At 70.6% G+C, this 24,391-nt stretch carries 16 protein-coding genes; 5 read left to right on the top strand and 11 right to left on the bottom strand.

Annotation, left to right across the window (positions count from 1 at the left end; all coding sequences use genetic code 11):
* Positions 1-43: 43 nt before the first annotated feature.
* The 11 genes from ACH4DZ_RS31640 to ACH4DZ_RS31590 form a co-directional block, all read right to left on the bottom strand.
* Positions 44-697: a methyltransferase family protein gene (locus tag ACH4DZ_RS31640; RefSeq protein WP_398290889.1), complete on the bottom strand. Its 654-nt coding sequence runs from the start codon at positions 695-697 to the stop codon at positions 44-46.
* A complete protein-coding gene (locus tag ACH4DZ_RS31635; protein ID WP_398290887.1) occupies positions 697-1,935 on the bottom strand; it encodes a Rieske 2Fe-2S domain-containing protein in 1,239 nt (412 codons plus the stop codon). The genes ACH4DZ_RS31640 and ACH4DZ_RS31635 overlap by 1 nt, the downstream gene beginning before the upstream one ends.
* A gap of 80 nt (positions 1,936-2,015) precedes the next feature.
* On the bottom strand, positions 2,016-4,742 hold the full coding sequence (locus tag ACH4DZ_RS31630; protein WP_398290885.1) for a PEP/pyruvate-binding domain-containing protein: 2,727 nt from the start codon (positions 4,740-4,742) through the stop codon (positions 2,016-2,018).
* Between the two features lie 19 nt (positions 4,743-4,761).
* Positions 4,762-5,859: an SAM-dependent methyltransferase gene (locus ACH4DZ_RS31625; protein WP_398290883.1), complete on the bottom strand. Its 1,098-nt coding sequence runs from the start codon at positions 5,857-5,859 to the stop codon at positions 4,762-4,764.
* 13 nt (positions 5,860-5,872) lie between these two features.
* Complete coding sequence (locus ACH4DZ_RS31620) at positions 5,873-6,595, bottom strand: thioesterase II family protein (protein ID WP_398291109.1); 723 nt, start codon at positions 6,593-6,595, stop codon at positions 5,873-5,875.
* Between the two features lie 190 nt (positions 6,596-6,785).
* On the bottom strand, positions 6,786-14,939 hold the full coding sequence (locus tag ACH4DZ_RS31615; RefSeq protein WP_398290881.1) for an aminotransferase class I/II-fold pyridoxal phosphate-dependent enzyme: 8,154 nt from the start codon (positions 14,937-14,939) through the stop codon (positions 6,786-6,788).
* An 11-nt stretch (positions 14,940-14,950) separates the two neighbouring features.
* Entirely contained in the window at positions 14,951-16,648 is a 1,698-nt protein-coding gene (locus ACH4DZ_RS31610; RefSeq protein ID WP_398290879.1) for an amino acid adenylation domain-containing protein, read from the bottom strand.
* A 7-nt stretch (positions 16,649-16,655) separates the two neighbouring features.
* Positions 16,656-18,551: an aminotransferase class I/II-fold pyridoxal phosphate-dependent enzyme gene (locus ACH4DZ_RS31605; protein WP_398290877.1), complete on the bottom strand. Its 1,896-nt coding sequence runs from the start codon at positions 18,549-18,551 to the stop codon at positions 16,656-16,658.
* Positions 18,548-18,808: an acyl carrier protein gene (locus ACH4DZ_RS31600; protein ID WP_398290875.1), complete on the bottom strand. Its 261-nt coding sequence runs from the start codon at positions 18,806-18,808 to the stop codon at positions 18,548-18,550. Before ACH4DZ_RS31600 ends, ACH4DZ_RS31605 begins: the two co-directional genes overlap by 4 nt.
* A gap of 61 nt (positions 18,809-18,869) precedes the next feature.
* Positions 18,870-19,124, bottom strand: a complete 255-nt coding sequence (locus tag ACH4DZ_RS31595) for an acyl carrier protein (protein ID WP_398290873.1) — start codon at positions 19,122-19,124, stop codon at positions 18,870-18,872.
* A gap of 53 nt (positions 19,125-19,177) precedes the next feature.
* Entirely contained in the window at positions 19,178-20,185 is a 1,008-nt protein-coding gene (locus ACH4DZ_RS31590) for a beta-ketoacyl-ACP synthase III (RefSeq protein ID WP_398290871.1), read from the bottom strand.
* 449 nt (positions 20,186-20,634) lie between these two features.
* On the opposite strand from ACH4DZ_RS31590, the gene ACH4DZ_RS31585 reads away from it, so the two are divergent.
* From ACH4DZ_RS31585 to ACH4DZ_RS31565, 5 genes are all read left to right on the top strand, one after another.
* Entirely contained in the window at positions 20,635-20,883 is a 249-nt protein-coding gene (locus tag ACH4DZ_RS31585) for an acyl carrier protein (RefSeq protein WP_398290869.1), read from the top strand.
* Positions 20,880-22,118: a beta-ketoacyl-[acyl-carrier-protein] synthase family protein gene (locus ACH4DZ_RS31580; RefSeq protein ID WP_398290867.1), complete on the top strand. Its 1,239-nt coding sequence runs from the start codon at positions 20,880-20,882 to the stop codon at positions 22,116-22,118. Before ACH4DZ_RS31585 ends, ACH4DZ_RS31580 begins: the two co-directional genes overlap by 4 nt.
* Before the next feature lie 123 nt (positions 22,119-22,241).
* Positions 22,242-22,685: a DUF6041 domain-containing protein gene (locus ACH4DZ_RS31575; RefSeq protein WP_398290865.1), complete on the top strand. Its 444-nt coding sequence runs from the start codon at positions 22,242-22,244 to the stop codon at positions 22,683-22,685.
* A 10-nt stretch (positions 22,686-22,695) separates the two neighbouring features.
* The gene (locus ACH4DZ_RS31570; protein WP_398290863.1) at positions 22,696-23,586 is read left to right on the top strand and encodes a DUF6206 family protein; all 891 of its coding nucleotides are present in this window, start codon (positions 22,696-22,698) and stop codon (positions 23,584-23,586) included.
* 10 nt (positions 23,587-23,596) lie between these two features.
* Positions 23,597-24,379, top strand: coding sequence for a 4'-phosphopantetheinyl transferase family protein (locus ACH4DZ_RS31565; protein ID WP_398290861.1), 783 nt, complete (start codon positions 23,597-23,599; stop codon positions 24,377-24,379).
* Positions 24,380-24,391 lie beyond the last annotated feature (12 nt).

Raw genomic sequence — 24,391 nt, 5'->3', positions numbered from 1 at the left:
CCGTTCGATGTGTCGTGCGGTGTGTCTTTCGGCGTCTTGCCGGTCAGTAGATGAAGGGGACCAGCTTGGCCGTGTTCTTCGCGTACTCGTCGAACGCTGCCCCGTACCGCTCGGCCAGGTACTTGTCGAGCATGGGGATGTTCATGAACGAGAACATGCACGCCATGACCGCCGGGATGATCAGGGCCCAGGGGCTGCCCGTCACCAGGGCGAATCCGGTGAAGAGCACGACGTCACCGAAGTAGTTGATGTGCATGGAGTACTTGAAGAGGCCTCCGGTGTAGAGCTTGCCCTTGTGCTCCGGCGCCCGCTTCCACAGTTTGCGCTGGTACTCCGAACCCGTGTTGAGGTACGAACCCACGAGGTAGAGCAGCACCCCCAGCCAGGTCAGCACGCCCACGGAAGCGGCGTTGGTGCCGCCTGAGTACGCCATCGTGCCGTGGATGACGACGACCCAGACGCCCACGGTCGCGGCCTCGGACCACTCCATGCTCCTCCTCAGCATGACGAAGGTCGTGGCGACGAAGCGCAGCAGGTAGATCGCCGAGAGGGCGAACAGCAGCCCCCGGCGCAGCGGTTCGGCATCGACCCGGTCGGCGCCACCGAGGAGGAACCACCCGGCGGCCGTCACGGCCAGCGTGTTGCACGTGGTCACCAGGATCTTGGGGCCGGTCGAGGCGTCGTACCCGCCGTACATCAGGAACGGGCCTTCGTCAGGCCGTCCTCACGGTCCGCCGACCCGGCCCGCTTCCGGCGGGCACCGTGCGCGTCCTTCGAACCGTTGCCGTTGCCGTTGCCGTTGCCGTTGCCGTTGCCTTTGCCGTTGGTCGTGGGAGGTGTCTTGGCGGTCTGTGCCACAGGGATCTCCGGGGTTTCCGTGGGTGCTGCCTTCGCCTCGGCCTCCGCCCCCGCCAGCGCCTCGGCCTTGAGCCGGTCCCGCATCTGCAGGAACTTGGCGTTCATCTCGTCCACGGCGATGAACTTGTTCACGCCGCGCTCGCTGACCTTGGGCTCCTGCCGGAGCATGATGCCCACGTCCTGGGGGTCCTGGACGAGCTTCTCCATCAGGAGCGAAGCGCGCAACACCCAGGGCCTGAGTGGCTTGATGGGCACCATGGTCCGCAACTGCGGGTACTCGTACAGACGCATGATCGCCAGCGTGTTCTCGTCGTCGATCGGCGTGAGCCACGTGGTGATCTCCAGCAGACCGGTCTTGACGTGTGTCAGACCCGGCGCCTGGTAGATGAGGTCGAAGTGCGAGCTGTTGGCGGGATTCGCCTCCTCGCACTGGTCGAAGGTGGAGCGGATCGTGGTGCCGTCGACCTCGACCTCGTGGTTGACGATCTTGTTCGCGGCGAGGTACCGCTCCCGGCCGTCCGTCCACAGATTACGCGCGGTGCCGTACATGAACGTGTAGTCGATGTTGTTCGTCCAGTGATCCCGGTGCACGAAAGTCACGTGGTAGAACTCAAGAAGGCTCTCGATGTACCGGGTGTAGTGGACCGGCCGGGTCCAGGAGATCGTCTCGTGCGGGCGCGGGTTGCCCGCCAGTTCGTGGGGCAGCTCGATCTCCGGGAGCTGTTCCCGCGCCTCGCCCCACCACAGCCACACCAGCCCGTGCTGCTCGCGCACCGGGTAGGTCTTCAGCTGGAGCGACTGGGGGATCCGGGCGTCGGGGCCGAGGGCGGGGACGACCTTGCAGGTGCCCTCGGCGTTGTAACGGAAGCCGTGGTACGGGCACTCGACCGTGTTGCCCTTGAGTCGCCCCTCGGCGATGTTGGCGCCCTTGTGCGGGCAGCGCGCGCTCTGGCAGACGAGGGTGCCGGCGAGGTCGCGCCAGAGCACGAGCTCCTCGCCCATGCGTCGTACGCCGGTGGGCTTGTCGCGTTTGATGTCACCGGTCTGAAGGATCGGGTACCACTGATTGGGGATCATCTCGCTGCCTTCCTGGGGGTGACCGCTCCACGGGGGCGCGGCACGGTTCGCTGACGGGCGGGGCGGGGGAGGAGGGCTGCTCAGCCTTCGACGACCTCCACGACACCCGTGTCGCCGTCGACGACGATCAGGTCGCCCGTGTTGATGCGCTGCGTGGCGTGCTTGGTGTTGACCACGGACGGGACGTTGAACTCCCGCGACACGATCGAGCTGTGGGAGAGCATCGACCCGATGTCGGTGACCACCGCGCCTGCGATGGCGAAGAGCGGTGTCCAGGACGCGTCGGTGTAGCGGGTGACCAGGACCTCGCCGGGCTGGAACTCGTCCGCCTGCCAGACCAGGTCCTCCACGATCCGCGCGCGGCCCATGATCCGTCCAGGGCTGGAGCCCAGTCCTTCGAGCCGGGTCCCGTCGGCCACCGGCCGCACCGCCTGGGTGATGTCGTGCTCGCCGACGAACGTGAGCGGCGGCTCGGGCAGCCGGTTGTGGTACTCGTGCAGACGCCGCCGCTCGTCCAGCTCGGCCCGGGAGAACGCCTCACGTTCCGTGGCGGCACCGGCCAGATAGGCCCGTACGTCCTCGAATTCGAGGAAGGCGACCTCGTCCAGCGAGTGCAGGACCCCTTCCGCGACGAGCCGCCGGCCGACCTCGTACACGACGTTCCTGACCAGCCAGATCGAGGTGATCATCGACATGCGGGTGGTCTCGCGCAGCTCGCTGCACAGGCTGTACATCGAGATGACGGTCTCCAGGACCTTCCGCCTGTGCAGCGGCAGCTTCTCCAGCACCGCCCGGCCGTCGCCCTCCGCGTGGGCACGGCTGCGTCCCATGAGGTCGTCCACGGAGATCCCGTCGGCGGCGTAACGGCGGATCATCTGGAAGATGTACGACGGGTCGTCGATCCAGCGCGGATGGGTGAGCTCCATCTCCTGGCGTCCGCGGGTGCCGTTGGCGCGCAGGAAGGGCTCGACCTGCGCGTCCCAGAACGCCCGGCCCTCGTCGTCGCCGCGCAGCCGTTCCTCGATCTCGTCGAGGGGAGCCTCATCGATGATCCTCAGTACGCGGGGCCTCGCCTTGGCGGCCTGGGCCACACCCCAGATCTCCTGCGCCGACGCGACGGTCCGCAGGCTCGACATGTCGGTCTTGATGCGGTTCTGCAGGTTGTCGCCGTCGGCACCGAGCCACTTGGCGCACAGTTCCGTGAGGACGCCGTAGAACCCGAACGCGTTGATGTAGTACGGCATGTAGCCGACGTGCGCGTCGTGGAAGTAGCCGAGGTAGCGGGTCAGTTCGGCGTCGAGTTCCCGACGGCTCATCCGCGCCAGGTCGAGTTGCCGGGCGCGGTCGAACTCGTAGAGCCGCGAGCCGGCCATCTCCTCGGCACGCTGCTTCATGCTCAGCATCTCGGTGGCCGTGGCCTGCACCCAGTGCACCGTCGAGCGCAGGTCCTCCACACCCCCGGGAAAGGTGCCGAAGGGGTTCTCGTACGCGGCGAGGTCGACCTCCTCGCTGACGAAGCGCTTGGTGAAGTGGCGCTGGTCGCGGGTGGGCAGACACTGGCCGAGCAGATAGGCCGTGTAGGAGATGTTCAGATACACATGGCCTTGCAAGAAGCCCATCTGCAGCCCTACGTCACCGGTGTCCCGCACGCCGAGCGCGGCGGCGCAGTCTCCGTGCACGTTCCGCTGGTAGTACTGCGCGAAGCTCAGACCGAGGGGTGACATCAGTCCGACGAAGATCTCGCCGATGTCCATCCTCGACCAGAGCGTGCCGTGCCGCACGGGGTCGCTCTGCCGCGTGAGGTACGGGCTGCGTTCCCCGTCCGGCGCCGCCCTGTCCGGGGGACGCGTGGTGACCGGCCTGGCCTGGAGGAGGTGGAGTTCCCCGTCGCGCATGGCCCACTCGATGTCCTGCTCCGTGCCGTAGTGCGCGCGGACCTCGACCGCGAGCCCGGCGAGCACACCCAGCTGCTCCCGGTTGAGACAGGGCGCGTCGCGGTCGGCGGCGTCGACCTTCGTCATGCCGATCCGGCCTGGGGTGAGGGGCGCGCACTTGGTCACCTTGTACCGCACATGCTCCTCGATCACCTCCAGCGTGCGGTCGTCGACGACGAAGAAGTCACTGGACACCCGTCCGGAGACCAGCCCCTCGCCGAGCCCGCAACAGGCCTCCACGACAAGGCGGTTGGGCCGTGCGCCGACGGGGTCGACGGTGAACAGCACTCCGCTGACGTCCGCCTGGACCATCTCCTGCACGACGACGGCGATGGAGCCCGCGGGGCCCGTCCCGTCGCGGTAGGCGGCCGCGCGGTCCGACCACAGGGAGGCCCAGCAGACCTTCACCGCGTCGAGCAGGTCCTGGTCGCCCGACACATCCAGGACGGTGTCGTGCTGGCCCGCGAAGGACTGGGCGGCGGAGTCCTCCCGGCAGGCCGACGAACGGACCGCGACCCGGGGCCTGCCCAGGTCCTCGTAGGCGGCGAGGACCGCACGGGTGAGGGGCTCGGGCAGTTCCCGGGCCGTGATCAGCTCCCGGATGGCCCCGGGGTCCGCGTCGCGCGCCTCGGCGGCCCGGATCTCCGCGCCGAGGCCTGTCTCGCGCAGGAACAGGTCGAACAGCCCGGTGGTGAGGCAGAACGCGGGCGGGACGGGCAGTCCCGCCTCGATCATCTCGCTGAGCCGGGCCGCCTTGCCGCCGAGGGTTTCGGTACCGGCGCCTGTACCGGCGCCGGACGTGTGACCGAGTACGACCACAAGTGAGGCGGGAGAGACGTCGGGGGCCGGAGTGCTTGCCGTGCGTGTGTCCATGATGAGGTCTCCTGGCCCGTCAGGCCTGAACGTGGGCGCCGGCGGCGCCGTTGGTCGCGACGAACACGCGGAACGGCTGTGTGGGGACGATCCCGGCGGCCCGGACGTCCGTGAACCCCGCCTTCTCCAGCTGGGCGACCAGCTCGTCCTCCCTGGGCAGCGGACCACCGAAGTCGGCGTAGGCGAACCAGAGGTTGAGCACGTCGAGCCCGGCGTTGCCGCCGCCCTGGCACGACGAGGTGAGGAGCAGCCGGCCGCCGGGCGCCAGGAAGGAGCGGGCCCGCTCCAGCACCTCGACGCGCTCGGCCTCGGGGAAGTAGTAGATGTTGTTGTGCAGGGTGACGAGATCGAACTGGGGCTGGAGTTCGAGGGTGCGCAGATCGCCCTGGCGGGTCTCCACGCGGTCGGTCAGCCCCCATTCGGCCATGTTGGCGGCGGCCCGCAGAGCGACCTCCGGCTGGAGGTCGACCGCGAGGGCGGTGAGGCGGGGATTGAGCCGTGCGGCGTGACGGACGTACGCCCCCGTGCCGCAGCCGATCTCCAGCAGCCGGATGGGGGTGGAGCGCTCCAGATGCCGGTCGATCGCTTCCTGCACCATGCCCCGCAGCGCCAGGGAGGACCGGGCGATGACCGTACCGTCCTGGTCGCCCAGGGAGAAACGACGGCCCTCCTTGAGCATCCGGGGCGCGTCCAGAAGCGCCGGCACATGGAAGCGCATGATCTCTTCGAGGGCGGCGGCCACCGCGTCGTTCCCCGTCTGCGCCAGGATCTTGGCCGGCGTGCTCCGGAGGCGGTAACACCCTTCGCGTACGTCGAGTTCACCGAGGCGGACACCGGTGTCGAGCCAGACGCGCAGCCGCTCCCGGTCCTGGGGCACCTCCAGATACTCGACCAGGCTGTCCAGGTCGCAGGGCCGGACGGCCAGGCACCGGAGCACGCCCGAGCCCGAGGCGGACGCCAGGAAGGCCGCCCGGTACAAGGGGGTGACCACCACGGTGGAGAGCGCCAGCAACAGGGGGGTCCGCGGGTCCGCGACGACCTTCGCCACGGCCAGCGCATCCGTGATCGGTGCCTCCACCCGGTCCTTGACGGTCCTGGCCAGGCTCAGTAGATCCATGAGGGTTCCCTCTTCACAGTGGGCGGTCGAGGTGGCGGTCGAGGTGGCGGGCGAGTTCGGCACGGATCTCGCGCAGGAGGAACGGCCTGGACGGACCGTTGAGGAAGAAGTGGTCGCCCTCCACGTGGTGGCGCAGCAGCGAGCCCCGGGTGTGGACGCGCCATGCCTCCATCCCGGGTGCGGGCGCGATCGGGTCACGGGTGGCGGAGAACGCGGTCATCGGGCAGCTCAGGGGGCGGCGCGGGGCCCACCGGTAGGTCTCGCAGACGGTGAGGTCGGCGCGCAGCACCGGCAGCCGCCGTTCCAGGTACGAGTTGCCGATGGTGTCGTCGGCGCCCAGGCCTCCGAGGTCGCGTACCAGCTGCCGCAGATCCGCGTCGGAGAGCGTGTGGTCGCGGCGGTCGCCGTACAGGTGCGGTGCCCTGCTGCCCGACACGAACAGATGCGCCGGCTCGGGCAGGCCGCGGTCCCGCAGTTCGCGGGCGACCTCGTAGGCGAGCAGCGCTCCCATGCTGTGCCCGAACAAGGCGTAGTCATGGGCGAGTTCGTGCTCGACCAACGCGTCCGTGAGATCCCCGACCAGAGCGCCCATGTCGGTGTACGCAGTCTCCCGCGCGCGCAGTCCCCGGCCGGGCAGGAGCACGGGCACGACGTGCACGTCGTCGCCGAGGTGCGCCGCCCAGTTCCGGTATACGGACGGCGTGCCGCCCGCGTACGGGAGGCAGACGAGACGCAGGCGGGCGGTGCGCGCCCCGGTACCGGTGCTCGTAGTCGAACTCGTAACCGCAGCCGCAGCCGTACCTCTAGTCGTAGGCGTGCTCGGGTCGAAGCCGGGGAACCAGCCGGCAGTTGGTGGTCGCGGAGCCGAAGGGCCCTTCGCCGCCGGCCGCTCGATCGTGTGCACGTGGATCCTCTCCCGGTCGGGGTCAGCGGCGGACGATTGCGCGGCCCTCCGGCGAGTCCAGCCAGGCCAGCGTCAGCTCGATGCCCTCCTCGAAGCCCACCTCGCTCTTGAACCCGAAGTCGTCGCGTGCCCGGTCGATGCCGTAGGACTGATCGCGGTCGAAGAGATGGACGGCATGGCGGGTGAGCACCGGCCGGGACTTGATCCCCAGGGCGCCGTAGAGCTTCTCGGACACCGTGGCCACCCCCCGCGCCACCGGAGTCGGCAGGCTGAACGCGGGAGGCTTCACGCCCAGACCGCGCGCCAGTGCCTCCACGTACTGCCGCCATGTCGTCGGATCGGGGTCCCGCATGTTGTACGCCTTGCCGACCGCGGTGTCCGACGCGCACGCCGCGATCATCCCGTCGACGAGATTGCCCACGTAGACGAGGCCCGCCGGTACGGCGCCGCCGCGGACGTAGACCATCTGCCGGCCCATCAGCAGCGTCGCGATCTCGATCACGAAGTCCTTGCTGCGCGGCCCGTAGACCGACACCGGCCGTACGACGGTGACCGGCAGCCCGGTCCGCTCGGAAGCCTGCCGCACGGCTCGCTCTCCCAGCACCTTGCTGCGGTTGTAGGGCAGTCCGATGTCCCTGGGCTCCGCGCCCTCGTCGCAGGGGGTGACCGGATAGCCGTACACGTCGGTGGTGCTGAGGTGGAGGAGGCGCTCCACGGTCCCCGCGTGGTGGGCGGCCTCGACGAGGTTGCGGCTGCCGTCGACGTTGATGCGCCTGAACTCCTCCCACGGGCCCCAGTCGGCCGACAGGCCCGCACAGTTGTAGACGTGCCGGACTCCCGATGTGGCGTGGCGCAGGCTCTTCGGGTCGCTCAGGTCACCGGTCGCCACCTCGACGTCCAGGCCGGCGAAGGCGGAACGGTCGCTGCTCTCGCGCACCAACACCCTTACGCGGTGGCCGTGTTCGGTCAGCCGGCGCGTCAGATGCCCGCCGATGAACCCGCTCGCGCCGGTGACCAGGACGTCCGCGACGGAGCCGCCCGACGGCCCGGAGCGAGGTGCGGGAGCGGGAGCCGGTGCGGGTGTCGTAGCGAGATCGGAGGCGGGGGCGGTCGGGTGTGAGGTCGCGGTCAGGTGCTCTGTGGGGCCGGGGGAAGGAGTTGCGTGTGTGTGTTCCGACATGGCTCGTCCCAGGAGGTCGAGGGAGTGTTCCAGGTCTTCTTCGGTGTGGTCCGCGTTGACGAAGAAGCGCAGCCGGCACTCGTCGCGTGCGACCGCCGGATAGCCGATCGGCATCACGTTCACGCCCCGCTCCAGCAGGGAGTTGGAGAGGGCCATCGTCTTCTCCCAGTCGCCGATGACGACCGGGATCACCGCCGAGGCACGGGACACACCGATGTCGAGGCCGCGCGCACGGGCCGAGTCGCGGAAGTGTTCGGCGAGCTGCCGCACCCGGGCCACGCGCTGCGGCTCGTCCCTGACGACCCGGATCGCCTCCAGGGCGGCGGCCGTGTTCGCCGGTGAGATACCGGTGCTGAAGATGTGCAGCGGTGCGGTGAACCTGAGGTACTCGACGATCGGTTCGCGGGCCGCGATGTAACCGCCGAGACTGCCGAGTGCCTTGCTGAGCGTGCCCATCCACAGATCGACGTCACGGCGGTCGACGCCGAAGTACTCGCCGATGCCCCGGCCCGTCCGCCCGAGGACACCGATCGAGTGGGCCTCGTCGATCATCAGCATCGCCCCGTGGCGCTTCTTCACGTCGATGAACCTGCGCAGATCGGGGAGATCACCGTCCTGGCTGTACGCGCCCTCGATGAGGACCAGGGCCCGCCGGTGCTGCGGGCGCAGTGTGCCCAGTATCGAGTCCAGCGCCCGCCAGTCGTTGTGCGGGAAGGGCCGGCGCCGCGCACCCGAGAGCATGCAGCCGCGCAGCGCGCTGTCGTGGATCCACTCGTCGTGCAGGACCAGGTCCCCGGGCCCGAAGAGGTGCCCGATGGTCGCCACGTTCGTCGCATGGCCGCCGGCGAAGACGATCGCGGCCTCCGTGCCGAGGAACGAGGCGATCTCGGCGTCCAGTTCGTGGTGCAGCGGGGTCTCGCCGAACAACAGGGGAGTCGCCGAACTGGAGGTGCCGTACCGGTCGATGGCCTCCTGCGCGGCCTTGCGTACGCGCGGGTGGTGCGACAGCGCGAGGTAGTTGAAGGAGGAGAAGTTGATGACAGGGCGACCGTCCATGGAGACACGGCCGGAGTTGTGGCCCTCGTGGATCCGCCCGTACGGGTTCGAGCCGCTCGCCGTCGTCTGGTGGAGACGGCCCTGCAGTTCCGCGTACTCGGCCCACTCCTCGAACTCGCGCTCCTGCTTCACCGGGGGGCCGTCGACCGCAGGCGGGGGAGTGTGGTTCCCGTGGGCCGGCGGCCGGTCACCGGTGTCCAGCAGGGCCACCAGCTGGCCGACGGTCGGGTCCTCGGGCACCGACTCGCGGTACCTGTCCAGCTGCTCGGGGAAGCGGCGGGCGAGGGCGCGTTCCAGTTCGGTGCGCATCAGCGAGTCGAAACCGAGGTCCGCGCCCAGCCGTGCGTCCAGGGGGATCTGCTCGGCGGGGAAGGCGCAGGCCCGCGCCACCTGGTCGACCACCTCGCTGCGGACCTCGCCACCGTCGGAGGCGGGGAGGGCCGGAGCGGCTGGAGCCGGTGGAGCGGCCGGGGTGACTGAAGCGGCCGGGGTGACCGGGGCCGAGCTGGCTAGGACGGCCGGGGTTACATGGACGGCCGGGGTGACATGGACGGGCGGGGTGACAAGGGCGGCCGGGGCGGACCGCGCCCGACCGGCGTCCGCGAAGCCGTCCTGCGCGGCGCCGCCCGACGACGCCGACGGCGATGCCGACGGCGAGAACCAGTACGGCTGTCCTTCGAGGACCGCGTGCGGTACCGGGACACGCGGCCTGCGCGCGCCCTCGTCCAGCGCGGCCCAGTTCACCGGCCCGCCCGCGCAGTGCAGACGGCCGAGCGACTGGAGGAGTGTCTGCCAGTCACCGTCACCCGCGGGGCCGCCGCGTGCGCGGCGCAGGGAGGGCAACCACAGCACCGACTCCTCGTCGGCCGGCGTCGTCATGGTGCGTGCCATGTTGAGCAGGGTCGGATGCGGGCCGATCTCCACGAAGGCATCGCAGCCGAGGCGACGCAGCGTCGCGAAGCCGTCGGCGAAACGCACCGGCCCCAGCATGTGCCGCGCCCAGTCGTCGGCCCCGACCGGCCCGGTGACCAGTTCGCCCGTCGCGTCGAAGACCCAGGGGATCTCCGGCCGACGGAACGCGACACCGCCGGCCGCGGCGCGCAGCGGTTCAGCCGCACCTGCCATCAGCGGGGAGTGGAAGGCGTGCGACACCGTGAGAGGCCTGACGACGACCGACCGGCCCTCCAACCGCGTTCGTACCCCCTCGATCTCCGTACGGGGCCCGGACAGGACCAGATGCCCGGGGGCGTTGACGGCGGCGACCGCGACGGAGTCCTCGGCGGCTGCCGCGGCGCGGATCGTCTCCGCGTCCCCGGCGCAGGCGATCATCGCGCCCTCGCCGGGCTGTTCGGCCATGTGCCTGCCCCGCACCACGGCCAGTGTCAGGGCGTCCTCCAGGGACATCACCCCGGCGACGCAGGCGGCGCCGTACGCCCCGATGCTGTGCCCGAGCAGAGCGGTGGGCCGCACACCCAGCGAGAGCCACAGCTCGGCGAGCGCGACCTCCAGTGCCACCAGCGCGGCCTGGCAGTACCGGGTGCTCGCCAGCCGGTCGGCGCCCCCCTCCGCGAACAGCAGTTCCGTCAGCGGGACGCCGAGGTGCGGTCGCAGGACGCGGTCGGCGCGTTCCAGGGTGCGGGCGAACCCGCTGTGCGTGTCGTAGAGGCCCTTGCCCATGCCCGTGTACTGCGTGCCCTGGCCGCTGAAGAGGAACGCGACCTTCGGCGCGGGTCCCGGGCGGGTCCGGCCGCGCACCACGGCGGTCGACGGGCCGCCACGGGCGAGGGTGTCGAGCGCGGTGTCGAACGTCTCCTGGGAACTGCCGGTCACGACCGCCCGAAAGGCGAGCCGGGCCCGGCCGGTGTTGGCCGTGTGGCAGAGGTCCGCGAGTTCCGCGTCGGGGTGGGCGGCCAGGTGTGTGCGCCAGCGCTGGGCCAGCGTGGTGAGCGCCGTCGGTGTGTGCGCCGACAGGCACAGGGCGTGTGTGGGCCGCTTCGGAGCCACCGCGTCGATCGGGTCCGGCTCGGGGGCGGATTCGAGCACCACGTGTGCGTTCGCCCCGCCGAATCCGAATGAACTGACACCGGCCCGTACGCTGCCGGTGTCCGGCAGGGCGGTGAGCCGGGTCGGCACGTCGAGTCCGGCGCCGTCCCAGGTGAGGCGGTGGTTCGGGGTGCGCAGGTGGAGCGTCGGCGGGACCTGGCGGTGCCGCACGACGAGGGCCGCCTTGATGAGCCCGGCGATGCCCGCGGCCGACTCCAGGTGGCCGATGTTGGTCTTGACCGACCCCACCAGGCAGCGGTTGCCCTCGGGCCGGCCGCTTCCGTAGGCGGCGGCGAGACCCTCCCATTCGACGGGGTCGCCGAGCGAGGTGCCGGTGCCGTGCGCCTCGACGTAGTCGATGTCCTGACCGCTCAGATCCGCCTGGGTCAGGGCCCGTTCGATCACGGACCGCTGGGCCGAACCCCTCGGCGCCGTCAGGCCGTTGCTCCTGCCGCCGTGGGCGGTGGCCGAGCCGCGGATCACCGCGTGCACCGGGTCGCCGTCGGCGAGCGCCGCGGAGAGCGGCTTGAGGAGGACGAGGCCGACGCCCTCACCGCGTACGTAGCCGTTCGCCGAGTCGTCGAACGTACGGCACCGCCCGTCGGGGGAGAGCATGTTGCCCTGGGCGAACGCCACCGAGAGGCCCGGTGAGATCAGCAGGTTGACCCCGCCGGCCAGGGCCGTGTCGCACTCACCGCGCCGCATGCTCTCGCAGGCGAGGTGCACCGCCAGCAGCGACGACGAGCACGCGGTGTCCACCGCGAGACTCGGCCCGCGCAGATCGAGCGTGTACGAGAGCCTGTTCGCCGCGATGGAGTGCGCGTTGCCGGTCGCCGCGTGGACGTCGATCGTCTCCAGCCGGCTCATCTGCAGCTCGGAGTAGTCATGGCTGCTGATGCCGACGAACACCCCGGTCGCGCTGCCCGCCAGGCCGGTCGGGTCGAGGCCCGCGTCCTCCACCGCCTGCCACGCGGTCTCCAGGAGCAGCCGCTGCTGGGGGTCCATTCGCGCCGCCTCCCTGGCGGACAGGCCGAAGAAGCGGGCGTCGAACTCGTCCACGCGATCGACGAAACCGCCGAACGCCGGCGCGTCCACCTGCTCGGTGGCCCAACGGCCGCCCGGGACCCCGGTGATGGCGTCGCGCCCGTCCACCAGGAGCCGCCAGTAGCTGTCCGGGTCCGGTGCTCCCGGGAAACGGCACCCCATACCGATGACGGCGATGGGCTCGTGCCCGGTGTCCTGCCGCTGTGACGGTTGCTGCAACGCCTGCGACTGCGACTGCGCCTGCGCCTGCGGCTGCCTCTGCGGTGGCGGTGTCTCCGCCGTCGGGACCGCCGTGTCCGCCTTGCCCGCCGAGCGCCCGGCGGCACCGACGTGGGCCGCGACGGCCCGGATGGTCGGATGCTCGAAAGCGGTGCCCGTGCTCAGCTCGCGCCCTGTCCGCGCTCCGAGTTCCGCGATGATCGCCACGGTCTGCTTCGAGTCCAGGCCCAACGAGGCCAGGGGCCTGGTGGCGTCGACCGAGGCGGCAGACAGGCCGAGGCGCGTCGCAACCTCCTCGACCAGCCACGCCTCGACGGCGTCCGCGTCCCACCGACCGGCCGCCTGATCCCTGGAGAGCGGCTTCCCGCCGGATTCCTCCCCGGATTCCTCCCCGGATTCCTCCCCGGGTTCCCCGCCGGATGCGGCATCGGGATCCGCGCCGGGCCGCTCACCGAGACACAGGCTGATCAGGGTGTCGACCCTCGGACGTGCCAGCAGCGCGCCCACGGGGATCCTGGTGCCGAGCCGCTCCTCCAGGACGCGTACGGCGGTGAGGAGCGCCGGGTAGTCCAGGCCGAGTGCGAGGAACGTCCAGCCGGTCACGTCCGGCGCGCCGGCCGTCGCCGGGACACCCGTCAGCGCCTCGGTGACCGCGTCGGCCACCCGCTGTCGGCGCGCGGCGGCGGACAGGCCGGCGAGGTCCCCGGCGGGCAGGGGCGTCACCAGGCCCCTCGTGACACTGGCCGCCACCACGGTGAGTCCGAGCCCGAGGAAGTCCCGCTTGCACGCCTGTCGTTGGATCTTCCCGCTGGTCGTCCTGTGGATCGTCGACCTCTTGAGGAGGACGACGGCGTGGGGTGCCAGGTCGTGCTCCTCGACGATCGCCGTGCGCAGCTTCGCCAGGAGCGCCGGCGCCCCGTCGAGGCGCCTGCTCTCGACCTCGTGCACGACGACGAGTTCCTCGGCCCCGTCGACCTCGATCGAGAAGGCCGCGCCCGACCCCGCCCGGACCGCCTCGTCGGCCCGCTCGACGGTGAGTTCGACGTCCTGCGGGTAGTGGTTGCGGCCCTGCACGATGACGACGTCTTTGATACGGCCGACCACGTGGAGATGGCCGCCCTTCAGGAAGCCGAGATCGCCGGTGCGCAGGAAGGGCGTCGGCCCTTCGCCCTCGATACGGGCCCGGAAGGTGACCTCGCTGGTCTCGGGGCGGCCCCAGTATCCGTGCGCCACACTCCCGCCCGCGACCCAGATCTCGCCGATGTGCCCCTCGGAGTCGATCCGCCGTCGGGTGTCGGGGTCGACGATGACGACGTCCATCCCGTCGACGGCGGGGCCGCATCCGACCAGCCGGACCGCCCGCTCACCACGCACCTCGGGCACCTCGGGCACGGTTGTGGCGGGTACGGCTGTGTCGGGTGGGGCTGTGTCCGGTAGGGACTCGGCGACCCCCGAACCCAGCGCGGCGGACGCGAACGCGCCGACCGGCGGCGGTTCGTGCGCGCCGACCCCCGTCACCATCAGCGTCGCCTCGGCGAGTCCGTAGCAGGGCAGCAGGGCGCGGCGTTCGAAGCCGCAGGGCGCGAACCGTTCGGAGAACAGGTCGAGGGTGTCGGCGCGCACCGGCTCCGCGCCGTTCAGCGCCAGCCTCCAGTGGCTCAGGTCCAGGCTGTCCCGCTGCTCGTCGGTGATCCGGCGTACGCAGTGCTCGAAGCCGAAGTTGGGGGCCACACTGGTGGACGCCCTGGTCCGCGACAGCGTCTCCAGCCACCGCAGCGGCTGCCGTACGAAGGACATCGCGGACATGAGGTGAGCGGGAAAGCCGCCGTACAAGGGTGTGAGGATGCCGCCGATGAGTCCCATGTCGTGGTACGGGGGCAGCCAGGACACCATGCCCGACCCGGCGTCGTGCTCCAGCCTGCGGTGGATCGAACGGAGGTTGTGCAGCAGGTTGCCGTTGCTGACCATGACGCCCTTGGGGGACGAGGTCGAGCCGGACGTGTACTGGAGGAAGGCCGTCGCATCGCCGTCGACGGACGGCTCACGCCAGTCGTCGGCTCCGGTGGTGCCCAGTTCGGACAGCGCCAGCCAGCGCAGACCGGCGAGCCCGAGCGAGTCCATCTCGCGTCGTTTCGTGGCCGCGAAGCGCGCCAGGGCTCCGGTCGTGAGGGCGTGCGTTGCCCCGGAGTCCCGGGCGATGGCCGCGAGACGGGGCATGGTCTGGCCGAAGCGCCGGGTGTCCGGCGGGTAGGCGGGTACGGCGATGGCTCCGGCGTACAGGCAGCCGAGGAAGCCCGCGATGTAGTCGAGCCCCGGGGGGTGCAGCAGCAGGACCGGCTCGCCGGTGAGGCCTTCGCGCTGGAGGAGTGCGGCCACGGCCCGGGTGCGGAGATCGAGCTCACGGTAGTTCCATGACTCGCCGTGTTCCGCCTCCGCCGCCTCTACCGCCTCTGCCACCTCTGCTGTCTCTCCCGCGCTGCCGGCGTCTGCGCGGCCCGTATCGGTTCCGGCGAGGAATCGGTAGGCGAGCGCGTCCGGACGGTGTTCGAGATGGCGGCGCAGCAGCCCGGCGACGGTCTTCGGCTCTTTTCCCCGCCGGGGTTGCCAGGGGGTCTTGTGGGGATCCTGGTTCATGAGCGTCTCCGTCATTTGCCGGGCACGGCCTGCGAGTGCCGGACAGGACCGGCCGTCCCGCTGCCCAGGCGGTGGTAGTCGGTCTTGCCGTTGGCGTTGTGGGGCAGTTCATCGAGGCAGCCGGCCGACTGGGGCAGCATGTAGCGGGGCAGGTGCCGTGCGCAGTGCCGCTTGATCTCGATGAGGTTCGGCCTGCGGGCGCCCGGACCGAGGGTGTAGTAGAGGGCGATCCGCGGCTCCGGGCCCTGGGTGTCGACCACGACGGCGGCGGACGCGACGGCCGGGTGCTTGAGCACCGTGGCCTCGATCTCGCCCAACTCGACGCGGAAGCCGTGGAGTTTGACCATCCGGTCACGGCGTCCGCGGTAGACGAGGGCGGCTCCCTCGTAGCTCACCAGGTCGCCGGTGGCGTGGCGGCCCTTCCCATGTCCGACGGCAGCGTCTCGGGCGGCGGCGTCTCCGGCGGCAGCGTTCTCGGCATCGGCCGGGTGCGACGCCCGTCGCCAGTAGCCGGGCGTGACACAGTCACCCTCCACGATCAACTCGCCGAAGGCCCCGGGTCCGCGCAGCGTGCGTCCGTCCTCGTCCACGACGGACAGGCGGGCGCCGGGCACCGGGGTGCCGATCGGTACGGGCTCGTCCCGGCCGAGGTCCTCCGCACGGACCCGGTGGTAGGCGCAGACGTTGGTCTCGGTCGGCCCGTACAGGTTGTAGAGCGCCGTCTCCTCGGGCAGCCGGGCCGCCAGCGAGCGCAACTGCCCGATCGGGTACACCTCGCCCGCGAAGAGGACGTACCGCAGGGTGCGTACCGTGTCCGGGGTGAGCGCTCCCGAGCGGGTCATGAGGTTCAGCACGGAGGGCACGGAGTACCACACCGTGACGCCGTGCTCGTGTATTCCGCCGGCCAGCGCCGCGACGTCGCGTGCCTGGTCGTCGGGGACGATCCAGACGCCGGCGCCCACCGACAGCGCGGTGAACAGGTCGAAGGTCGACAGGTCGAAGTTGAAGGAGGCGTGGTTGGCGAAGACGTCGTCCGGTCCCACGGTCAGTTCGGCACGGGCCCAGCGGATGAAGTTCGCCAGGTTCCGGTAGGAGATCCGCACCCCTTTCGGCGTGCCGGTCGAGCCGGAGGTGTAGAGGATCGCGGCGAGGGCGTCGCGATCCGGGGCGGGCGGGATCTCGACGTGAGCCACCTTTCCCCCAGCCGTCGCGGCGAAGTCGGCCCACAGCCGGACAGGTGCCGTCGGCCTCGACGTGGAACCGTACGGTTCCTGGCCGGTGCCGTCGGCCGGCACGATCGCCCGCACGGAGGCGGGCAGTTCACAGTCCGCGAGCAGCTTCAGGTGCCGGTGGTCGGTGAAGAGGACCACGGGCTCGCAGTCCGTGAGGATGTGCTCCACCCGCGCCGGCGGCTGGCCCCCGTCGAGGGGGACATAGGCGCAGCCGGCTCGCAGGGTCGCGAGGATCGCCTCGGCGTAGCGCGGCGTCTTGTCCATCCAGATCGCCACCCGGTCACCGGTAGCCGTGCCCAGCCTGGACAGGCCGGACGCGACGGCGGCGACGTTCGCCTCCAACTGGCCGTAGGTGACGGTCCGTTCGCCGACGAAGGCCGGTCGGGCCGCCTGCTCCCGGGACAGCGACCGAGGCAACCGGATCAGGGAGGTGTCGCGGTCGTCGTGCCGTATCCGTGTCGGGGCTGTTTCCGTCATCGTCGCCTCACCCCGCCGACGGCAGGACACCGACCTCGCGGCCGGCCTCGACGAAGATGCCCGCGGCGGTCTCCAGGTCCTCGGGGGTGTGCTCCGAGGTGACGCTGACCCGCAGCCGCGCGTCACCGAGCGGTACACCGGGGAACACCACCGTCTGGCAGTAGAGCCCCCGCGCGCGGACCGCGCGGCCCATCTCCATCGCCTTGCGCTCGTCGCCGATGACCAGGGGAAGGATCGCGCTGCGGGTGTTCTCCAGATCGAAGCCGGCGTCCGCCAACTGGCTCTGCAGGAGCCGGATGTTGTGCCACAGCTTCGTGATGCGCCCGGGTTCCGACTCGATGACGTCGATGGACGCGATCAGCCCGGCGGCGACGCCCGCGGGGATGTTCGCGGCGAAGACGTACGAGTTCGAGTAGAAGCGGAGGTACTCGACGACCTCCTCGTCGCCGACGACGAACCCGCCCATGCCCGCGAGGGTCTTGCTCATCGTGCCGAGTTCGAGGTCGACCTCGCCCTTCAATCCGAAGTGCTCGGCCGTTCCCGAGCCGCGCCGGCCGAGCACACCGGTGGAGTGCGCGTCGTCGATCATGACCCTGGCGCCGTGTTCCTTGGCCAGGCGGACGATCTCGGGCAGGTCGCAGATGTCGCCGTGCATGCTGAACACACCGTCCGCCACGATGAGTTTGCCGCCGGGTCCCTCGTCGCAGCGCTTCAGGATGCGCTCCAGATCGGCCATGTCGTTGTGCTGGTAGATCCTGCGGGTGGCGCCGGAGAGCCGGGCGCCGTCGACGATGCTCATATGGTTGAGCTTGTCGACGACGACGGTGTCGTAGCTCTTGACCAGCGCGGAGATCGCGCCGATGTTCGCCGCGTAGCCACCGGGATAGACGATGCAGGCGGGCCGCTGCTTGAAGGCCGCGAGGCGCCGCTCCAGTTCCTTGTGGAGCACGTTGGTCCCGCCGATGAACCGGGAGCCGGTGTGGGTGGCCCCGTATCGGCGCGTGGCGTCGCAGACCGCCTCGATCACCTTCGGGTGGTTGGCCAGGCCCAGGTAGTTGTTCGAGGCGAACATCAGGAACTCACGTTCGCGGCCCTCCAGTTCGTCGAAGATGACGGCCCGGTTCGAGCAGCGGGAGTGCAGCGGCATGCCGTACCAGTACAGCCGCTCGGCCTCGCGCCGCCGCAGGTACCTGCCGAAGCTGCGGGTCTTGGCGAAGAGGTCGCCGTCGCGTTCCTCCACGAAGTCCTTCATGGAGCGGCCGTCCCAGGCCGTGCCCAGGTCGTCCGTGGCGCGCTCGTCCGTGGCGTGCCCGGCCGGGGTGCGTGCCGCGTCCCGGCCGGGGCCGGTGAACGCCTGATCCACCCGGTGCGCGTCCTCGTGGTACGGACGCAGTGCCTCCACCAGCCCGTCCAGGGACGTCGCGGTGACGGTGCCCGCCAGGCCGGGGGGAAGTCCCAGCTCACGTGCGGTGTCGGCGACGATCGAGGCCAGGACCACCGAGTCGATGCCGAGCTCGCTCTCGAAGTCGGCGCCGGGTGCCAGCTGACCGCGCTGGTACTGGGTGTGCCGCATGGTGGTGGTGACGACCGTCTCCAGGAGCGAGCCACCCGGTGCGGTCTCCGCCGGTCGGGGACCGTCGGCGGCGGGGGCCTGGCAGGCCCGCTCGACCGCGTGGACGAGGTCGCCGACCGTCACGAGGCCGGACGGCAGCGGTGCCACCAGCGCGAACTGCTCCTTCACCGAGGCCAGGATCGATTCGAAGATGACCGAGTCGATACCGAGTTCCGCCTCGAAGTGGCTGTCGGGCAGGAGGTAGGTCTCGTCGTACAGCGTCCGTGAGGCGATGATGTCGACGACCTGACGCCGGACGCTGTCCCGCCTGTCCCCGGTGGCGTTCGTCATCGGACGGTTTCTCCCTCTCGCCGCAGCCGCTCGACCAGCGCTGCCATCGTGTCGACCGTCCGGAAGTTCGCCGGGGAGATCTCCTGCAGCGGGACGGTGATACGGAAGTCGTCCTGCATGTAGTGCACGAGGTCGAAGATCCCGGCCGAGTCGATGATGTTGAGCTCGGCGATGGGGACCTGCGCGTCGAGGCCCTCGGCGTCACCGTCGAGCCACACACCGGCGATGTAGTTGATGATTGACTGCTGGGTGCTCATGGTCGTCCTCGGCTCGTTTTCCGGTGGACCCTGGCCCGACCGCGGCTTGACCGCGGCCCGGCTACGGCCCGGTGGGGACCTCGGCGGACGCGAGGCGTTCGATCAGGTCGGCGACCTGCGTGATCGTGTCCCCGGGAGACGCGGCGTCGTCACTGACGTGCACACCGAAGTCGGACTGGATGACGAGGAGCAGCTCGACGAGGAACAAGGAGTCCATGTCGAGGTCCTCGAACGTGGTGTCAGGACCGATCTCCGCACGGTCCACCTCGAAACGGTCGACCAGCAGATCGACCAGCCTGCCGTACATCACGCTCATGCCGTGTGCTCCTTAGGTCGTGCTCGTACTCGCGCTCCTGTACGTACCTGTGCTCACGCTCGGGCCGGGTCCAGGTCCGGCCAGGTCAGTACCGCGGACCCCCAGGTGAGCCCTCCGCCGAACGCGGTGAGCAGCATCCGCCCGCCCGGCCGCAACGCGCCCTCGGTGTGTGCCTGGTCGAGGGCGAGGGGGATGGAGGCCGCCGCGGTGTTGCCGACCTCGGCGATGTTGCTGACACAGCGGTTCCTGGGAATTCCCAGGTCGTCGGCGACATGGTTGGTGATCCGGAGATTCGCCTGGTGGCTCACCAGATGGTCGACGTCCAGCGCCCGCCAGCCCGCCCGGGCGAGGACCGTGCGGGCCGATCCGGTCATCCGCAGTACCGCGTGCCGGAAGACCTCCTTGCCCGACATGGCGAAGTACCGTTCGCCGGCCGCCGGTGCCCGCCCGGACAGGCGCTGGCGTGATCCGCCCGCGGGCACCGTGATCAGGTCCTCGCCGTCGCCGTCGCTGCCCAGGTCGAACGGGCCGAGCGCGCCGGGCTCCGCCGGATCGCCCGAGCGCAGTACGACGGCTCCGGCGCCGTCCCCGAAGATCACAGCCGTGGACCGGTCCCCGGGATCGAGCAGCGTGGAGAACGTCTCCGCGCCGATCACCAGCACGCGGTCGGCGACGCCCGCGGAGATGAGCCCCGCCGCGGTCGCCAGCCCGTACACGAAGCCGGTGCAGACGGCGGACACGTCGTAGGCGGCCGTTCCCCTCATCCCGAGCCGGGCGGCCACCACGGGGGCGGTCGCCGGACAGGGGCGGTCCGGGGTGGTCGTCGCGACGAGCACCGCGTCCACGGTGGAGACACCCGCGCTCTTCAGGGCTCTCTCGCCCGCCCCGACGGCCAGGTCGGAGGTCGCCGTGCCCTGCTCCGCGAAGTACCGCTGCTCGATACCTGTGCGTGAGCGGATCCATTCCTCGGAACTGTCCAGCCCTGCGGCCAGTTCGCCGTTCGGGACGGCCCTGGGCGGCAGGCAGCTGCCGACTCCCGTCAGCACGGCGGCCCGGCTCATCGGACACCGTCCTGGCCCGGCCGGCCGGGGCGGTCACCGGTGACGTGTCGCGGTGCCGGTCGGTCGCGAAGACGTGCAACCACGTGCGTGCTCCTCGTCTTCCGGACGGCCATGTGTTCCGGACAGCCATGTCGTACGGACGGTCAGGTGTTTCGGGCGGTCATGGGTGATGTCCGGGCCGAGTCTGGTCCGAGGCGCTGACCGATGGCTGACGAGGCACTGACCGATGACTGACACAGCACACAGCACACAGCACCTCGCCGCCGACGGGTGCCGCCCCGTCAGCGCGCGGTCAGTCATCGGTCAGCGGGCGGTCAGCCCCGGCGCCCACACTCGATGACGACCAGGACCTGTCCGGTCGAGCACGCTGAAGTGCAGCGGCGAAGTGACGCAGCGGTGCCTTGTGAGCGCCGGAAAGGCAGGGCGCATCGCATGGGCGTGATGGACGTATGAGCGTGATGTACGGCAGGCTGGTCGATCTGCTGGTCGACCGTTTCGAGGTGGACCGTGCGGAGATCGGTCCTGACACCACGTTCGAGGACCTCGACATGGACTCCTTGTTCCTGGTCGAGCTGCTCCTCGTCATCCAGTCCGACTTCGGTGTGCACGTCAGTGACGACGCCGCGTCTCCCGGGGACACGATCACGCAGGTCGCCGACCTGATCGAACGCCTCGCGTCCGCCGGGGCATCGGCATGACCACCTCCAGGCCATCTTCGCCGCCCATCGCGGTGACGGGTGTCGGTCTGGTCACCGCGGCCGGCATCGGCGCGGACGACACCTGGAAGGGCGTGTGCGCGGGCCGGTCCCCGGCGGCCAGGAACCCGGTGCTGGCCGGGCTCCCCGTGGACATCTCCTGCACCGTGCCCGGCTTCTCGGCCCGCGAGCACGTGGGCCGGCGCAGCTCCCTCGCGCACGACCGCTTCAGCCAGCTCTGCATCACCGCGGCACGCGAGGCGGTCGCCGACGCCGGGCTGGACCCCGGTACCTGGGACGGCGTCCGCGTCGGGGTCGTCGTCGGATGCGGCCTCGGGGGAGTGGCGACCTGGGAGACCCAGCACCGGCGGATGCTGGAGAAGGGCCCGGAAGCGGTCTCCGCCCTGCTGATCCCGATGCTCGTGCCCAACATGGCCGCCGGGCACCTGGCGATGGACCTGCACGCCAAGGGGCCGAACCTGGTCACGGCGACGGCCTGTGCCTCCGGTGCCACGGCGATCGGCACGGCCCTGCAACTGCTGCGCGACGGAAGCTGCGACGTGGTCGTCACGGGCGGCGCCGAGGCCGGGGTCAGCCCCCTGATGGTGACGGGTTTCGCGCAGATGGGCGCGCTGTCCCGGAGGCTCGACGCACCGGCCGCCGCCTCCCGCCCCTTCGACGCGGACCGTGACGGGTTCGTCATCGGCGAGGGCAGCGGCATGCTCGTCCTCGAACGCGAGGCGGACGCGCGGGCGCGCCGGGCGACGGTCCGGGCGAGGATCGCCGGGTACGGGGCCTCCGCCGACGCGTACCACATGACCGCCCCGGACCCCGAGGGCGCCGGGGTTCTGCGAGCGTTGCGCACGGCCCTTTCGGGAGCGGGCGTCACGCCCGGGGAGGTCGACCACGTCAACGCCCACGGCACGTCCACACCGCTCAACGACGCGGCGGAGGCCAAGGTGCTGCGGAGGCTCCTCGGCGACGGCCCCGCGGTCACCTCCACCAAGGGGGTGACGGGCCACACCCTGGGGGCCGCCGGTGCGATCGAGGCCGCGCTGACCGTGCTGACCGTCGAGAACGGCATCATCCCCCCGACCGCCAACCTCGAACGGCAGGACCCCGAGGTCGAGTTGGACATCGTCGCCGGATCGCCCCGGGAACGGAGGGTGGAGGTCGCGGTGAGCAACTCGTTCGGCTTCGGAGGTCAGAACGCGGTCCTGGTGATCACGGCCGCCTGAACCGGCGTACACGCGAACGCCGGATCGCAGCATCTGTGGACCTCATCCATGGATCTCGTCATCCATGGATCTCGTCCGAAAAAGCCCCGGCCACCAGGCCACGACACCGGAAGACTCCATCGGGTGACCAAACGAGACCTGATCCTCCAGCGCATAGTGGGCGTCCTCTACGTCATCGCCGGCATCGGCAAGTTCTTCCCGGAGATCGAGTCGGTCGAGGAGCGCCTCGACGGCGCCGCGGACGGCAACGACGGCGTCGCCGTCCTCGGTCCCTTCACCGACTGGCTCGCCGAACACCCGACAGCCGTCACCGTGTTCGTCGCGGCGGCGATGGTCGTCAGCGGGGTCGTCCTGATCCTCGACCGGTACCTGGTCGTCGCCGCGCTCTACGGCCAACTGCTCATGCTGGTCTGCCTGGTCCTCATCCTCGTCAGCAGCGTGCCGCAGATCCTCGTGCTCGACGCCGCGTTCTTCGCCGCGGCCGTCCACCTCCTCGTGCGGCACCGGCGCACACCGTCCCCGTCCGCCGCGGCAACCCCGCGGGCCAGGACGGACAACCAGAGCTAAGGGTCATGCCATGTCCTTCACCGTTCCGCACGTCGAACTCGCACAGCTCGAAGACCGGGTTCAAGCCGCGCTCAGGACCATGGACGACAGTGCCCTCGACGTACTCGGGTACGGCGAAGTCAGCCTGGTGCTGCGGCTGGAGAGCGGTGACGGGGCGTTCGCCTGCAAGCGGCTGCCGGTGTTCCCCGACCGCGGACGCCTCGAACGGTACGAGGAGGGCCTCCGCGAGTATCTGAGGAGGCTCGGGGACAACGGCCTCGATGTCGCCGACACCGAGCTGTGGCACACGCGGCTGCCGTCGGGGCGGATCACGGCCTACTGCGTGCAGCGCGAACTGCCCTCGCACCGGCTGTGCTCCAGGCTCCTGCACACCGAGGACGACATCTGGGTGAAGGACTTCTTCTCCCGGTTCCTCGACCGGGTCGAGCGTGCCGTGGAGCCCACCCTCGGCCTGGACGCACAGGCCAACAACTGGATGGATGTCGGCGGTGAGCTGGTGTACATCGATGTCACGACACCCCTCATGCGGGACGCCCGCCACCGCGAACGGCTGGACGTCCGGCTCTTCTTCAGCTCGCTGCCCTGGGTCCTGCGCGACGCCGTCCGCGTCTCGATGACCAAGTCGATCTTCGACAAGTTCTACGAGAGCCGTGGCGTCCTGCTGGACTTCCTCGGCAACCTGTACAAGGAACGGCTCCACGACCTGGTCCCGGCGTTCCTCGAACAGGCCAACGCCCGCCTGTCCCGGCCGATCACCGAGGAGGAGGTGGCCGCGTACTACCGCGACGACGCCCGGATGTGGGAACTCATCCAGCGGCTGCGTCGGGCCGACCGCTTCTGGCACCACAGGATCAGACGCCGCACCTACCCCTTCCTGCTGCCCCCGCCCGTGGAGCGCTGAAGGCCCGGCGATGACGATCACCTCGCCGGACCGTGTCGCGGCCCGCAGCCTCGACGACACCATGGCGCTCGACCCCGCGCGCCCCCTGTACGTCAGTCACACCCGCGGCCCCCTGACGGTCGCCGTGGTGTCGATCGCGTGGCTGCGCGGACGCGACGAAACGGACCGCGCGACGATCGGCGCCCGGCATCTGAGTGACGACGAGATCCAGCAGGCGGCTCAACTGCGCCTGGTCAAGAGGCGCCTGGAGTGGCTGGCGGGACGCCTGGCCATCAAGCACAGCGTGTGCGCCTATCAGCGACGGCACGCCGGTACCTCGGTGCGCCCCCGTGACATCACGGTCGGTGCCGTCCCGGACGGACTCCGCGCGGGGAAACCCGTCGTCGACGCCCGCGTGGAGGTCGGTCTGTCCCACTCGGTGGACTTCGCGGTCGCCGTCTGCGGGCCGCGTGCCGTCGGTATCGACGTCGAGCGCAGCCGCCAGGTGCCACCGCCGCTCGCGGAACTGCTCACGCGGCCCCCGGAGATCGCCGCGGACCCACGACTGGGGGGAGTGGGCGCCATGCCACTGCCCCTGCGGTGGGCCTGCAAGGAGGCGGTGCTCAAGCACTTCGGCTTCGGCCTGCGGGTGGACAGCCGCGAGGTGCGGCTCACCCGGTGGTGGCCCGACGGCCGGTTCGCCTGGCGGGCCGGGCCGGAACTGCGCCGTCACGCACCCGCGGCCGACGGTTCCCGTTTCGACAGCTGGGCCCGGGAAGTCGACGGATACGCCCTGGCACTCGTGTGGCAGTGAGGAGAACGGACA

The sequence above is a fragment of the Streptomyces sp. NPDC017991 genome, from assembly GCF_044328075.1.
Lineage (GTDB): Bacteria > Actinomycetota > Actinomycetes > Streptomycetales > Streptomycetaceae > Streptomyces.
The sequence above is the reverse complement of the archived record's forward strand: the minus strand, read 5'-3'. Positions and strand labels throughout refer to the sequence as shown.

Coding starts and splice junctions, on each gene's coding strand:
- ACH4DZ_RS31640 (WP_398290889.1), bottom strand. CDS start 697: ATGTACGGCGGGTACGACGCCTCGACCGGCCCCAAGATCCTGGTGACC.
- ACH4DZ_RS31635 (WP_398290887.1), bottom strand. CDS start 1,935: ATGATCCCCAATCAGTGGTACCCGATCCTTCAGACCGGTGACATCAAA.
- ACH4DZ_RS31630 (WP_398290885.1), bottom strand. CDS start 4,742: ATGGACACACGCACGGCAAGCACTCCGGCCCCCGACGTCTCTCCCGCC.
- ACH4DZ_RS31625 (WP_398290883.1), bottom strand. CDS start 5,859: ATGGATCTACTGAGCCTGGCCAGGACCGTCAAGGACCGGGTGGAGGCA.
- ACH4DZ_RS31615 (WP_398290881.1), bottom strand. CDS start 14,939: ATGAACCAGGATCCCCACAAGACCCCCTGGCAACCCCGGCGGGGAAAA.
- ACH4DZ_RS31610 (WP_398290879.1), bottom strand. CDS start 16,648: ATGACGGAAACAGCCCCGACACGGATACGGCACGACGACCGCGACACC.
- ACH4DZ_RS31605 (WP_398290877.1), bottom strand. CDS start 18,551: ATGACGAACGCCACCGGGGACAGGCGGGACAGCGTCCGGCGTCAGGTC.
- ACH4DZ_RS31600 (WP_398290875.1), bottom strand. CDS start 18,808: ATGAGCACCCAGCAGTCAATCATCAACTACATCGCCGGTGTGTGGCTC.
- ACH4DZ_RS31595 (WP_398290873.1), bottom strand. CDS start 19,124: ATGAGCGTGATGTACGGCAGGCTGGTCGATCTGCTGGTCGACCGTTTC.
- ACH4DZ_RS31590 (WP_398290871.1), bottom strand. CDS start 20,185: ATGAGCCGGGCCGCCGTGCTGACGGGAGTCGGCAGCTGCCTGCCGCCC.
- ACH4DZ_RS31585 (WP_398290869.1), top strand. CDS start 20,635: ATGAGCGTGATGTACGGCAGGCTGGTCGATCTGCTGGTCGACCGTTTC.
- ACH4DZ_RS31580 (WP_398290867.1), top strand. CDS start 20,880: ATGACCACCTCCAGGCCATCTTCGCCGCCCATCGCGGTGACGGGTGTC.
- ACH4DZ_RS31570 (WP_398290863.1), top strand. CDS start 22,696: ATGTCCTTCACCGTTCCGCACGTCGAACTCGCACAGCTCGAAGACCGG.
- ACH4DZ_RS31565 (WP_398290861.1), top strand. CDS start 23,597: ATGACGATCACCTCGCCGGACCGTGTCGCGGCCCGCAGCCTCGACGAC.